The organism is Micromonospora sonneratiae (genome assembly GCF_042679305.1).
GTDB classification, from domain to species: Bacteria; Actinomycetota; Actinomycetes; order Mycobacteriales; family Micromonosporaceae; genus Micromonospora_H; species Micromonospora_H sonneratiae.
In genome coordinates this window covers 1-12978 of record NZ_JBHTMP010000076.1, presented here as the reverse complement: position 1 = coordinate 12978, position 12978 = coordinate 1, and the positions used below count along the sequence as shown (strand labels likewise).

Genomic DNA, 12978 nt, shown 5'->3' with positions numbered 1-12978 from the left:
CTATCAACGACGGCATGGCGGCGGAGACGATTGAGATCGACGAACTGCGTGACCGGGCCGAGGCATGGCTGGCCGACGACCCGGACCCGACGAGCCAGGACGAACTGCGGGAGGTGCTCGACCGCCTGCCCGCCAGCGCGGCCGAACTGGCCGACCGGTTCGCCGGTCCACTGACCTTCGGCACCGCCGGGCTGCGGGGCCCACTGCGGGCCGGCCCCAACGGCATGAACCTCGCCGTCGTCACCCAGGCCGCAGCCGGCCTGGTCGGCTGGCTGGCGGCCAGTGGGGCGACCGGGCCACTGATCATCGGGTACGACGCCCGGCACGGCTCCAGGGCCTTCGCCGAACGGACCGCCCAGGTCGCCACCGGTGCCGGCCGACCCGCCGTACTGCTCCCCCGGCCACTGCCCACCCCGGTGCTGGCGTATGCCGTACGCGCCCTCGCCGGCGTGGCCGGGGTGATGGTCACCGCCAGCCACAACCCGCCCCGGGACAACGGTTACAAGGTCTATCTGGGGGCGCAGCTCGGCGGCCTGCGGGGCGCCGGGGCGCAGATCGTCCCACCGGCCGATATGGAGATCGAGGCCGCGATCCGCGCGGTCGGACCACTGTGCAAGGTGCCGTTGGGTGAGCCGGGCCAGGTGCTCGGCAACGATGTCGTCGCCGCCTATGTGGAGGAGGCGGCGTCGGTGATCGACCCGGACGGACCCCGTGACCTGGCCGTCGCGTACACGCCACTGCACGGGGTGGGTGCCTCGGTGCTCACCGCAGTCTTCGCCCGGGCCGGCTTCGCCGTACCGGGAGTGGTGGCGGAACAGGCCGAACCCGATCCCGACTTTCCCACCGTGGCCTTCCCCAACCCGGAGGAGCCGGGGGCCACCGACCTGCTCATCGCCCTCGCCCAACGCACCGACGCGGACATCGCCATCGCCAACGACCCGGACGCCGACCGGTGCGCCGTCGCGGTCCGGGACACCACGCTGGGCTGGCGGATGCTCCGTGGCGACGAGGTCGGCGTACTGCTGGCCGACCATCTGATCCGTCGGGGCGTACCCGGGCTGTACGCGACCACGATCGTCTCGTCCTCGCTGCTCCGGTCGGTGTGCGCCGCCCGTGGACTCCCCTACGACGAGACGCTGACCGGATTCAAGTGGATCGTCCGGGCCGAGTCCGGTGACGCCCCGCTGGCCTTCGGCTACGAGGAGGCGCTCGGCTACTGCGTCGCCCCGGACCACGTACGGGACAAGGACGGCATCACCGCCGCGCTCACCGTCGCCGAACTTGCCGCCGGGCTCAAGGCGCAGGGACGCAGCCTGACCGACCGGCTCGACGAGCTGGCCAGCGAGTTCGGGATCTACCTCACCGACCAGCTCTCCGTACGGGTCGACGACCTGCGGGAGATCGCCCAGGCCATGACCCGGATCCGGGCCACCACCCCGACCAACCTGCTCGGTGATCCGGTCACCTCGGTCGAGGACCTGCTACCCGCATCGGACGTGGTGATCCTGCGTACGGACTCCGCCCGGGTGGTGATCCGGCCATCGGGCACCGAGCCGAAGCTCAAGGCGTACCTGGAGGTGGTCCAGCCGGTGACCGACGGCGATCTGGCGGCGGCGCGGGACCGCGCGACGACCCGGGTGCGGGAGCTGCGCGCCGAGATCGCCACCGCGCTCGGCATCGCCTGACGCCACGCGGCGCGCCCGCCTCCCGGGCGCGCCGCAGAGCTGACTTTCGAACGCCGGTACGGCTCAGCTGCGGGCACCCAGGGCAGCGTTGATGGCCCGGGTCAGTTCGGCGACCACCAACGCCACCGACGGGCGGACCGTGGACGACTCCAGGCCGATCCCGCCGGAGAAGCCCGCCCCGCCCGCGATCTCCGACAGCCGCTGGTGCGCTTCGCTGTCCACCCCGCCGGCCGCACCCAGGCTGGGTTCCATCCGGGTCGCCGCGACCAGGGTGGCCAGCGCCGCCGTACGCTCGTCGGGCAACTTGTCGTCGGTCAACGCCGCAGCCAACCGCTGCCGGATGTCGGTCTCCACCGACGCGTCGACCGACGGGTAGCGATGCGTCGGGATGGCACCGAGCGCCTTCTCCCCCACGTCCCGGACGATGCCCCGCTCACACAGCCCGGCCAAAACCCGGTCGCGCAGGCCGTGGCGCAGCCGCTGCACCCAGGACGCGGGCGTGTTCGCAGGCTCGGCGGCGATGCGGGCCAGCACCTCGTCGGTGACCGGGTGACCGATCGGTGCCGGGTCGGTCACCACGATCATCCCGTCGGAGTACGCCACCCGGCCGGCCAGCGCCAGCTCGACCAGGACGGCGGCTGCCATCCCAAGGTCGAGTCCGATCCGGGATCCGGTCGCCTTGCCTGACTCGTCGTCGTAGGCCAGCAGCAGCAACTCTTCGGCGAGTGCAACACCTGTCATGGCCCGAGACGGTAGCCGTTCCGCGCCACCCACGCGAGCCTTCCAAGTCAGGCGCGGCGCAGTACGACCGCGAGTCGACCGAGTAAAGGTCAAGGAGTCCCGCGAGTCGACCGAGCGCCGCCGCGTCGTCTGGAGTCCGAGCACACGCGGCGCAGCCGTCGTGCGCGCAGGACGAAGACGACGCATGGGGCGGCGCGACGCGGAGCGAGCCGCCCGAGCAAAGCGAGGGCCAACGGTTCAGCGAGCCGCCCGAGCAGAGCGAGGGCCAACGGTTCAGCGAGCCGCCGTGCCGAAGGCACGGCCAACAGATCAGAATCGGGGCATGCCGCCGAACTGGCGGTCGCCGGCGTCGCCGAGGCCGGGCACGATGAACTTGTGCTCGTTGAGCCCGTCGTCGATCGAGGCGGTGACCAGGCGTAGGGGTAGGCCGGAGCGGGCCAGCCGCTCGACCCCGGCCGGCGCGGCCAGCGCGCAGACGACGGTGATGTCGGTGCAGCCGCGTTCGGCCAGCATCCGGCAGCAGTGTTCCAGTGAGCCGCCGGTGGCCAGCATCGGGTCGAGTACCAGGACTGGGCGGTCGGTCAGGTCCCGGGGCAGCGACTCCATGTAGGCGCGCGGTTCGAAGGTCTGCTCGTCACGGGCGAGCCCGACGAACCCCATGGAGGATTCGGGCAGCAGGGCCAGTGCCGCGTCGGCCATGCCGAGTCCGGCGCGCAGGACCGGCACCAGCAGCGGTGGGTTGGCCAGCCGGGTGCCCTCGGTCATCGCCACCGGGGTCTGGACCGGGTAGCGCTCGGCGGGGAAGGCCCGCGCGGCCTCGTACACCAGCATGGTGGTGAGTTCGTGCAGTGCGGCCCGGAAGGAGGCCGAGTCGGTACGGGCATCACGCATCGCGGTCAGCCGCGACTGGGCAAGGGGATGGTCAACCACGAGTACGTCCACGAACGCCCAACCTACGTCCGCGACCAAGATCACGTAGAGCCGGGGTGCGTAGACTCACTCCCATGACGGCGACAACGACGTCGGCCAGGTCCGACCTGTCCGACCTGGGGCGAACCGAAGCGACCCTTCGGGCGTTTCTGCACGGTCTGCCCGGCGTTGACCAGGTCGGCGCGGAACAGCGCGCGGCGATGCTGAGCACCCGATCGATCAAGACCTCTGCCAAGGCGTGGGCGATCGACCTGGCGATCCGGATGGTCGACCTGACCACGCTGGAAGGCGCGGACACCCCCGGCAAGGTACGTGCACTGTCTGCCAAGGCACAGCGGCCGGACCCGGCCGACCCGACCTGCCCGCCGGTGGCCGCCGTCTGTGTCTATCCGGCGATGGTGCCGGTGGCCGCCGAGGCGCTGGCTGGCTCGAACGTGCACCTGGCCAGCGTGGCGACCGCCTTCCCGTCCGGGCAGGCACCGCTGCCGGTGAAGATCGCCGACACCGAGGCGGCCGTCGCCGCCGGCGCGGACGAGATCGACATGGTGATCAACCGGGGCGCGTTCCTGTCCGGCCGCTACCGGGAGGTCTACGACGAGATCGTCGCGGTCAAGGCCGCCTGTGGGGACGCCCACCTCAAGGTCATCCTGGAGACCGGTGAGCTGGCCACCTACGACAACGTACGGCGGGCCTCCTGGCTGGCGATGCTGGCCGGTGGTGACTTCATCAAGACCTCGACCGGCAAGGTGCCGGTGGCCGCCACCCTGCCGGTCACGCTGGTGATGTTGGAAGCCGTACGTGACTTCCGCGCGGCCACCGGCCGTCAGGTCGGGGTGAAACCGGCGGGCGGTATCCGGACCACCAAGGACGCCATCAAGTACCTGGTCACCGTCAACGAGACGGCCGGGGAGGACTGGCTGCACCCGGACTGGTTCCGGTTCGGCGCCTCCACGCTCCTCAACGACCTGCTGATGCAGCGCACCAAGCTGTCCACCGGCACCTACCCCGGCCCCGACTACTTCACCCTGGACTGATGATGTTCGAATACGCTCCCGCGCCCGAGTCCCGGTCGGTGGTGGACATCAAGCCGTCGTACGGGCTGTTCATCAACGGCGAGTTCGTCGATCCGGGTGACGGCGGGATGATCAAGACAGTCAACCCGGCGTCCGAGGAGGTCCTGGCCGAGGTCGCCGAGGCCGGCGCGCAGGACGTCGACCGGGCGGTGCGCGCCGCCCGCCAGGCGTACGAGCAGGTCTGGGGCCCGATGCCGGGCCGGGACCGGGCGAAGTACCTCTACCGGATCGCCCGGATCATCCAGGAACGCGGCCGGGAGCTGGCCGTGCTGGAGTCGCTCGACAACGGCAAGCCGATCCGCGAGTCGCGGGACGTGGACATCCCGCTGGTGGCAGCCCACTTCTTCTACTACGCCGGCTGGGCGGACAAACTGCCGTACGCCGGGTTCGGCCCGAATCCGCAGCCGCTGGGCGTCGCCGGGCAGGTCATCCCGTGGAACTTCCCGCTGCTGATGCTGGCCTGGAAGATCGCCCCGGCGCTGGCCGCCGGGAACACGGTGGTGCTGAAGCCGGCCGAGACGACCCCGCTGACCGCACTGCTCTTCGCCGAGATCTGCCAGCAGGCCGACCTGCCGCCCGGCGTGGTCAACATCGTCACCGGTGCGGGCGCGACCGGGCAGGCCCTGGTGTCGCACGACGGAATCGACAAGGTCGCCTTCACCGGCTCGACCGAGGTCGGTCGGGCCATCGCCCGCGCGGTGGCCGGCACCCGCAAGAAGCTCACCCTGGAGTTGGGTGGCAAGGCGGCCAACATCGTCTTCGACGACGCGCCGATCGACCAGGCGGTCGAGGGCATCGTCAACGGGATCTTCTTCAACCAGGGGCACGTCTGCTGCGCCGGCTCCCGGCTGCTGGTTCAGGAGTCGGTCTACGAGCCGGTACTGGAGTCACTCAAGCGGCGGATGGCCCGGCTGCGGGTCGGTGACCCGCTGGACAAGAACACCGACATCGGGGCGATCAACTCGGCTGCGCAGCTGGACCGGATCCGTACCCTCTCCGAGATCGGGTCGGCCGAGGGCGCCGAGCGCTGGTCGCCGCCGTGCGAGCTGCCTGAGCAGGGCTTCTGGTTCGCCCCGACGATCTTCACCGGGGTCACCCAGGCGCACCGGATCGCCCGTGAGGAGATCTTCGGACCGGTGCTGTCCGTGCTGACCTTCCGTACCCCGGCGGAGGCGGTCGAGAAGGCCAACAACACGCCGTACGGCCTGTCGGCCGGGATCTGGACCGAGAAGGGTTCCCGGATCCTGTGGATGGCCGACCGGTTGCGGGCCGGCGTGGTGTGGGCGAACACATTCAACAAGTTCGACCCGACCTCTCCGTTCGGCGGTTACAAGGAGTCGGGCTACGGTCGCGAGGGCGGCCGGCACGGGCTGGAGGCGTACCTCGATGTCTGAACGGCTGGCGGTACGGAAGACGTACAAGCTCTTCATCGGCGGGAAGTTCCCGCGCAGCGAGTCGGGGCGGTCGTATCTCGTGCAGGAATCCAACGTGGCGCTGGCCTCGCGTAAGGACGCCCGGGACGCGGTGCTGGCCGCCCGGGCGGCGGTCAAGGGCTGGTCGGGCGCGACGGCGTACAACCGGGGACAGATCCTCTACCGGGTCGCCGAGATGCTGGAGGGCCGGCGCGACCAGTTCGTCGGGCTCGGCCTGACCGTTGCCGAGGTGGACGAGGCGATCGACCGCTGGGTCTGGTACGCCGGCTGGGCCGACAAGGTCGCCCAGGTGTACGGCGGCGCGAACCCGGTCGCCGGCCCGTACTTCAATCTCTCCGCCTCCGAGCCGACGGGGGTGGTCGGCGTGGTCGCCCCGGCGGACTCGGCGCTGCTCGGACTGGTCAGCGTGATCGCCCCGGCGATCGTCACCGGCAACACGGTGGTGGTGCTCGCCGCCGAGGAACTGCCGCTGGCTGCGGTCACCCTGGCCGAGGTGCTGGCCACCTCGGACCTGCCGGGCGGGGTGGTGAACATCCTCACCGGCCGGGCCGCCGAGACCGCCCCCTGGCTCGCCAGCCACCTGGACGTCAACGCCATCGACCTGACCGGCGTGACCGACCCGACCCTGGCGGTGGAGCTGGAGCAGGCCGCCGCCGGCAACCTCAAGCGGGTCCTCCGCCCGGCCGCGACACCGGTCGACTGGACCGCCGATCCCGGCCTGGCCCGGATCACCGCGTTCCTGGAGACCAAGACCGTCTGGCACCCCAAGGGCGTCTGATCCCCCCGTCAATCCCCCCGCCCCCGCCCCACCCCGCCCGCCCTTCTCGTGTTGATCATGAAGTTATCGCCGCCCGCCTCGGCGTGTCGCGGCGATAACTTCATGATCAACTGAGGGGTGCGCGGGGAAACTACTACAGGCGGTAGGCTTGGCTGCGTGACGCGACTGGGTGACCTCGAACGTGCGGTGATGGACGTCCTCTGGGACCGGACCGCGGGCACGACGACGGGCGTCACGGTACGCGAGGTGGCCGACGCGCTGTCGGGCCGCGAGTTGGCCTACACAACGGTGATGACCGTGCTGGACCGGCTGGCCGGCAAGGGCATGGTCGAACGCGAACGGGACGGTCGGGCCTGGAGCTACCGACCGGCCGCCACCCGGGAGGCGCACATCGCCAAACTGATGCTCGACGCGCTCGACCTGGCCGGCAGCCGGGACGCCGCCCTGGTGCGCTTCGCCCGGTCGGTGACCGGCACCGAGGCCGAGGTGCTCCGCGCGGCCCTTGCCGACGAGGCAGCGGACCGACAGGGCTGATGCCGCCATGGTGTACGCCGCACACTTCGCCGGTGCCGCCCTGGCGTGCTACCTCCTCGCCCAGATACTGACCCGCTCCACCTGGACCTGGCGTAGTCCCCGGGTCGCCATCGTGTGCTGGCAGGCGATCGGCCTCGCCCTCGGGCTGTCCGCGATCGGCCTGCCGATGGCGATCGGGCTGGCCCCGTACAACCTGCCCACCGGCAGTGCCCTGGTCCGACTCGCCACCGACCTGTTCCAGGGAGATCTGCCACCCGGTCTGGGCGTCGTGCAGTTCAGCCTGGTCGGGATCGGGTTCGGTATAGCGGCGGTCCTGCTCGGTTCGACCGCCCGCAGCCTCTACAACACGCTGCTGGCCCAGCAACGCCACCGCGACCTGCTCACCCTGGTCGCCCGGGACGATCCGGCGGCCCCCGGCGCACTGGTGCTCGACCACCCGAGTGCGGCGGCGTACTGCCTGCCCGGAGTGCGTCCCCGGGTGGTGGTCAGCGCCGGCACACTTAGCCTGCTCGACCGGCCACAGCTCGCGGCGGTGCTCAGCCACGAACGGGCACATGCCGACGAGCGACATGATCTGGTGCTGTTGCCGTTCACCGCGTTGAGCCAGACGCTGCCCTGGGTCAGGTGGGTCCGGGCGGCGAACGAGACCGTCGCCCTGCTGGTCGAGATGCGGGCGGACGACAAGGCTCGACGACTGCACGCCGACGGCCCGCTGGCCGCCGCCCTGCTGCGGTTCGCCACCGCCGGTTCGCGGATCGCCCCGGCCGGGACGCTCGGCATCGCCGATCAGCACCTCGACGTACGGGTGCAGCGCCTGCTCGTCGCCGGTCGGCCGCCACGGATACGCGGCGCGGCGGCACTCTCGATAGCGGCCATGATCGTCACTCTGCCGATCTCACTCTTTCTCAACTGACCAACCTGGAAGGGGTCGTCGGGGCAGCACCATGGACAGATCTACTACAGAATGTAGTAATAATAGGTAGTGAAGCTACATGTAGGCTCACCACTAAAGGACGCCTACCGCTGAAGGGTGGCCATGGACACGCTGCTCCTCGCCCGCCTCCAGTTCGCTACGACCACCTCGATCCACTTCCTGTTCGTCATCGTCACGCTCGGACTCGTCGCCCTGCTCGTCTACCTCCAGACCGCCTGGTTCATCACCCGGAAACCCGAGTACGAGCGACTCACCCGCTTCTGGGGCACGCTGTACGTGATCAACTACGTGCTCGGCATCGCGACCGGCATCGTGATGGAGTTCCAGTTCGGACTGAACTGGAGCGGCCTGTCCCGCTACGTCGGAAACGTCTTCGGCGCTCCGCTGGCCATCGAGACCCTGGTGGCCTTCTTCCTGGAGTCCACGTTCCTCGGAATGTGGATCTTCGGCTGGCACCGGTTGCGTCGGGGCGTACACCTGGCACTGCTGTGGGGCGTCGCCCTCACCGCGTACGCCTCGGCATTCTGGGTCATGGTGGCCAACTCGTTCCTCCAGAACCCGGTCGGCTACGAGGTACGCGACGGGGTCGCCCACCTGACCGACTTCTCCGCCCTGCTCACCAACCCCACCCTGGGCATGGCCTTCGGCCACGTGGTCGCCGCCGCCCTGCTGACCGGCGGCGTCCTGATGGCGGGCGTCAGCTCCTGGCACCTGATCCGCCGTACCCCGGACTACGCGCTGTTCCGCAGGTCACTGCGGATCGGCCTGGTCACCGCCACGACCGCCACCATCTTCGTGATGGGCTTCGGCTTCGCCCAGCTCGGCCCGGTCAGCTCGGTGCAACCCACCAAGTACGGTGACAACGCCGCCAGGGAGGCCACCGTCGCACAGTGGACCGCCCAGTTCGGTCCCGGCGACTACACCCCACCGGTGCTGGCCAACGTGGGTCTCGGCTTCATGATCCTCATCGGCTTCGCCCTCTTCTGGGGGATCCTGCTCCTGCCGCTGCTCTACCGGGACTGGATCATCCGGCTGAGGTTCCCGCTCTACCTGATGCTGCTGGCCGTACCGCTGCCGTTCGTCGCGGCGATCCTCGGCTGGCTGGCCCGGGAGATCGGCCGCCAGCCCTGGGCCGCGTACGGGCTACTCAAGGTCGAGGACGCGGTCAGCCCGGTCAGCGGCGGCGTGATGCTCACCTCGTTCATCGGCTTCACCCTGCTACTCGGCGCGCTGGCCGTCACCAACTGGGTGTTGATGGCCCGGCACGCCCATCGCGGCCCCCACGACCTGGCCCTGGGGCAACCCCCCAGGAGCCCCGGCAACATTTCTGAACGCCCCGACAACCATCCCGCGCCCATCCTCGCCGGTTAGGGGAACCGACCATGGAACTCGCCTGGTACGCCCTGCTGGGCCTCTTCTTCGCCACCTACCTCGTGCTCGGCGGCTACGACTACGGCGTCGGAGTGCTACTCGCCCGGTCCGGTCACCCGGCCCTACGCCGGGCGGTCCTCAACTCCGTCGGACCGTTCTTCCTCGGCAACGAGGTCTGGCTCGTCGCGGCGGTCGGCATCCTGTTCGGGGCGTTCCCGATGCTGGAGGGAGAACTGCTCTCCGGGCTGTATCCGGCCGTGGTGATCGCCCTCACCGGTGTGGTCCTGGTCACCGCCGCGGTACAGCTGCGCAGCCGCCCGGCCGGGGACCGGGCCCGTACGAACTGGGACCACCTCGTGGTGGCCGGCAGCGTGCTGGCCGCCCTCGGTTGGGGCGCCGTCCTCGCCGGACTCCTCCAGGGCGTACCGCTGCACCGGGACGGTCACGTCGAAGGGGTGACGCACCTCATCACCCCGTTCGTCGCCGCGTGTGGCCTGGCCCTGGTCGGCCTGGTCGCCGTACACGGCGCCGCCTTCCTCGCCCTGCGGCTACCCGCCGAACCGGCGCAGCGCTACGCCCGGATCGGCCGCCGACTGGTGCCGGTCGCGCTGGCCGCGCTCGCCACGGCCACCGCCATGGGCCTGCTTTCCGAGCAGGTACGGCACACCGTGCAACAGCCGGCTGTCGCCGTACTCCTGCTGGTGGTGCTGGTCGGGGCGCTGGTGCTGGCCGGCGGCGCGTTCGCCCGACGGCCCGGCGCGGCCTTCGCCGCCACCTCGCTGGCGCTGGCCCTCCCGGTGCTGCTGGTCGGGGCGGCGACCTGGCCCTACGCGCTGGTGTCGACGGTCGATCCGGTGGCGAGCCTGACCGTGACCGACGCCACCGCCAGCGGACCGACCCTTCGTCTGCTCACCTGGCTGCTGCTGCCGCTGCTTCCGGCCCTACTAGGCTTTCAGATGATGTGCTGGTGGGTATTCCGCGGGCGGATCGACGGCCGGGCACCGGTGTACTGGTGAACCGCCGCCCCTTCGACCCACGTCTGCTGCGCCGGGTCCCCGCGACCCGGCGTCATCTCGCCGTGCTCGCTACTCTCGGGGTACTGACCGCCGCACTGATCATCGCGCAGGCCACCGCCCTGGCGACCGTGTTGGCGGAAGCCGCCGTGGGGCGACTGGACCGGGTCGCGCTCGCCGCGTTCGTCCTCACCGTGGCAGGCCGGGCCGTCCTGGTCTGGGCGCAGGGAGCGGTCTCCGCCCGGATGGCGGCGACGGTCAAGGCCACGCTGCGTACCGACCTGCTCGACGCCGTCGGTCGGCGCGGACCCGGCTGGCTGGCCGGGCAGCAGGCGGGACGGCTGGCCACCCTCGCCGGACGCGGTCTGGACGCGTTGGACGCGTACTTCACCGGCTACCTGCCCCAGCTCGTGCTCAGTGTCACCGTGCCGGTCGCGGTACTCGCCCGGCTCGTCTTCGCCGACTGGAGTTCCGCCCTCATCGTCGCCGTTACGCTGCCACTGATCCCGATCTTCGGGGCGCTGCTCGGCTGGCAGGCACAAGCCGCCACCGAACGCCAGTGGCGGCGGCTCGCCATGCTCGGCGGGCACTTCCTGGACATGGTCGCCGGGCTGCCCACCCTGCGGGCGTTCGGCCGGGCCCGGGCCCAGGTCGAGGTGGTCCGGCGGATGGCCGACGGCCACCGGGCGGCCACAATGAAGACCCTGCGCATCGCGTTCCTGTCCGGGCTGGTGCTCGAACTGGTCGCCACGCTGTCGGTGGCGCTGGTCGCGGTGCCGGTCGGCATACGGCTGCTCGGCGGTGGGCTGATCCTCCAGACGGCGCTGCTGGTGCTGCTGCTCACCCCGGAGGCCTACCTCCCGCTGCGGTCCGCCGGCAGCCGGTTCCACGCCAGCATGGAGGGCCTGACCGCGCTGAACGACGTGTTCTCGGTGTTGGGAAGGGCCCCTTCCAAGGCAGAAACCGATGGAAAGGGTCCCCTCCCAGCGCCTGAGGCCGGGGAGATCCGGTTCGAGGCGGTCACCGTCGAGTACGAGCGCGGCACCGCCCTGCGGGACGTGACCCTGACCATCCGGCCGGGTGAGCGGATCGCCATCATCGGGCCGAGCGGTGCGGGCAAGAGCACCCTGCTGGGGCTGCTACTCGGCTTCGTAACCCCCACCAGCGGACGGATCCTGGTCGACGGCGTGGACCTCGCCACCGTCGACCTCGACGGGTGGCGACGACAGATCGCCTGGGTGCCGCAACGCGCCCACCTGTTCGCCGACTCGGTGGCGGAGAACATCTGCCTCGGCGCGCCGGAGACCCCGCCGACCGAACTACAGCGGGCGGTCCGGGCCGCCGTCCTCGACGACGTGGTCGCAGCCCTTCCGGACGGCCTCGACACCCTGCTCGGCGAACGGGGTCACGGCCTGTCCAGCGGGCAGCGGCAACGGGTCGCGCTGGCCCGCGCCTTCCTGCGGGACGCGCCCATCGTGCTGCTCGACGAGCCCACCGCCCGGCTCGACGGTGCTTCGGAGGCGGCCGTACTGGACGCCACCCGCCGGCTCGTGGCCGGTCGTACGGCTCTGCTGGTCGCCCACCGACCGGCCCTGCTCGACGAGGCAGACCGGATCCTGCGGATCGAGGACGGCCGGTTGACCGAACTGACCCCGGCCGCCACTCCGACCGCGAGCTACGGCGGGCGCAGTGAGGTGGGGTCGTGAGCGAATCAGCCAGCTCAGCAGCCCTCATGACACCGCCGAACGCAGTGAGGTGGGGTCATGAGCGAACGCAGTGAGCGAATCAGCCAGCTCGGTAGCACTCATGACACCGCCGAACGCAGTGAGGTGGGGTCATGAGCGAACGCAGTGAGCGAATCAGCCAGGTTCACGACGGTTCGGATGGCTTGGCGCCGGAGCGGACCGTGTTGCGGCTGGCCCGTCCCTACCTGGGCCGGTTGATCGGGTCGGGGCTGCTGGCCGCCAGCACCGAACTCGCCGGGCTCACCCTGATGGCGACCGCCACCTGGCTGCTCATCACCGCCGCCGGCCGCCCGGAACTGGATGCGCTCACCGTGGCAATCGTCGCGGTCCGGGCCCTGGCCATCAGCCGGGGACTGCTGCGCTACACCGAGCGACTGGCCGGGCACGACGCGACCCTGCGGATCATCACTGACGTACGGGCCCGGGTCTTCGCCACCCTCGCCAACCGCCGTACCGCCCCGCCGGAGCGGTCCGGCGATGCGCTCAGTCGGCTGGTGTCCGACGTGGAGACCGTCCAGGATCTGCTGCTCCGGGTCCTGGTGCCGGGGGCGGCAGCCGGCGTCGTTGGCCTGCTGGCCATCGCCGGTACGGCCATCGTCTCCCCGGCCGCTGCGCTGGCGCTGGCCGTCGGGCTGTTGATCGCCGGGGTGGCCCTGCCGGCGGCGGCTACGGCGCTGACCCGGCGTACGGCCGACCGGGTCGCCCCGCTACGCGGCGCGCTGGCGACGGATGCGGTCGACC

The 12978-nt window shown here is 70.9% G+C and carries 11 protein-coding genes and 1 pseudogene; 10 read left to right on the top strand and 2 right to left on the bottom strand.

Going from position 1 to position 12978, the window contains the following annotated elements; all coding sequences use genetic code 11:
- Positions 1–14 precede the first annotated feature (14 nt).
- Positions 15–1685 carry a phospho-sugar mutase gene (locus ACFQ4H_RS30245; RefSeq protein ID WP_377577598.1) on the top strand — a complete coding sequence of 557 codons (1671 nt, stop codon included), beginning with the start codon at positions 15–17 and terminating at the stop codon, positions 1683–1685.
- 63 nt (positions 1686–1748) lie between these two features.
- Here the strand turns inward: ACFQ4H_RS30245 and ACFQ4H_RS30240 are convergent, their stop codons facing one another.
- A complete protein-coding gene (locus tag ACFQ4H_RS30240) occupies positions 1749–2426 on the bottom strand; it encodes a GOLPH3/VPS74 family protein (protein WP_377577595.1) in 678 nt (225 codons plus the stop codon).
- Positions 2427–2735: 309 nt separating this feature from the next.
- Positions 2736–3368, bottom strand: a complete 633-nt coding sequence (gene upp / locus ACFQ4H_RS30235) for a uracil phosphoribosyltransferase (RefSeq protein ID WP_377577592.1) — start codon at positions 3366–3368, stop codon at positions 2736–2738.
- A gap of 62 nt (positions 3369–3430) precedes the next feature.
- On the opposite strand from upp, the gene deoC reads away from it, so the two are divergent.
- The 9 genes and pseudogenes from deoC to ACFQ4H_RS30190 form a co-directional block, all read left to right on the top strand.
- Positions 3431–4390 carry a deoxyribose-phosphate aldolase gene (gene deoC, locus ACFQ4H_RS30230; protein WP_377577589.1) on the top strand — a complete coding sequence of 320 codons (960 nt, stop codon included), beginning with the start codon at positions 3431–3433 and terminating at the stop codon, positions 4388–4390.
- A gap of 2 nt (positions 4391–4392) precedes the next feature.
- The gene (locus ACFQ4H_RS30225; RefSeq protein WP_377577641.1) at positions 4393–5823 is read left to right on the top strand and encodes an aldehyde dehydrogenase family protein; all 1431 of its coding nucleotides are present in this window, start codon (positions 4393–4395) and stop codon (positions 5821–5823) included.
- The gene (locus tag ACFQ4H_RS30220) at positions 5816–6640 is read left to right on the top strand and encodes an aldehyde dehydrogenase family protein (protein ID WP_377577586.1); all 825 of its coding nucleotides are present in this window, start codon (positions 5816–5818) and stop codon (positions 6638–6640) included. Before ACFQ4H_RS30225 ends, ACFQ4H_RS30220 begins: the two co-directional genes overlap by 8 nt.
- A 156-nt stretch (positions 6641–6796) precedes the next feature.
- Positions 6797–7174: a BlaI/MecI/CopY family transcriptional regulator gene (locus ACFQ4H_RS30215; protein ID WP_377577583.1), complete on the top strand. Its 378-nt coding sequence runs from the start codon at positions 6797–6799 to the stop codon at positions 7172–7174.
- Between the two features lie 7 nt (positions 7175–7181).
- Complete coding sequence (locus ACFQ4H_RS30210; protein WP_377577580.1) at positions 7182–8087, top strand: M56 family metallopeptidase; 906 nt, start codon at positions 7182–7184, stop codon at positions 8085–8087.
- Positions 8088–8210: 123 nt separating this feature from the next.
- A complete protein-coding gene (locus ACFQ4H_RS30205) occupies positions 8211–9479 on the top strand; it encodes a cytochrome ubiquinol oxidase subunit I (protein WP_377577577.1) in 1269 nt (422 codons plus the stop codon).
- Positions 9480–9490: 11 nt separating this feature from the next.
- Positions 9491–10495 carry a cytochrome d ubiquinol oxidase subunit II gene (cydB, locus tag ACFQ4H_RS30200; RefSeq protein WP_377577573.1) on the top strand — a complete coding sequence of 335 codons (1005 nt, stop codon included), beginning with the start codon at positions 9491–9493 and terminating at the stop codon, positions 10493–10495.
- The gene (cydD, locus tag ACFQ4H_RS30195; RefSeq protein ID WP_377577638.1) at positions 10492–12198 is read left to right on the top strand and encodes a thiol reductant ABC exporter subunit CydD; all 1707 of its coding nucleotides are present in this window, start codon (positions 10492–10494) and stop codon (positions 12196–12198) included. Before cydB ends, cydD begins: the two co-directional genes overlap by 4 nt.
- A 131-nt stretch (positions 12199–12329) precedes the next feature.
- Positions 12330–12978: pseudogene (locus ACFQ4H_RS30190) on the top strand (thiol reductant ABC exporter subunit CydC); the annotation flags it as partial.

What these genes read in the sequence shown, in the direction of transcription:
- deoC (WP_377577589.1), top strand. Translation starts at nt 3,431, where the DNA reads ATGACGGCGACAACGACGTCGGCCAGGTCCGACCTGTCCGACCTGGGG.
- ACFQ4H_RS30245 (WP_377577598.1), top strand. Translation starts at nt 15, where the DNA reads ATGGCGGCGGAGACGATTGAGATCGACGAACTGCGTGACCGGGCCGAG.
- ACFQ4H_RS30205 (WP_377577577.1), top strand. Translation starts at nt 8,211, where the DNA reads ATGGACACGCTGCTCCTCGCCCGCCTCCAGTTCGCTACGACCACCTCG.
- ACFQ4H_RS30225 (WP_377577641.1), top strand. Translation starts at nt 4,393, where the DNA reads ATGTTCGAATACGCTCCCGCGCCCGAGTCCCGGTCGGTGGTGGACATC.
- ACFQ4H_RS30210 (WP_377577580.1), top strand. Translation starts at nt 7,182, where the DNA reads ATGGTGTACGCCGCACACTTCGCCGGTGCCGCCCTGGCGTGCTACCTC.
- cydB (WP_377577573.1), top strand. Translation starts at nt 9,491, where the DNA reads ATGGAACTCGCCTGGTACGCCCTGCTGGGCCTCTTCTTCGCCACCTAC.
- ACFQ4H_RS30240 (WP_377577595.1), bottom strand. Translation starts at nt 2,426, where the DNA reads ATGACAGGTGTTGCACTCGCCGAAGAGTTGCTGCTGCTGGCCTACGAC.
- ACFQ4H_RS30220 (WP_377577586.1), top strand. Translation starts at nt 5,816, where the DNA reads ATGTCTGAACGGCTGGCGGTACGGAAGACGTACAAGCTCTTCATCGGC.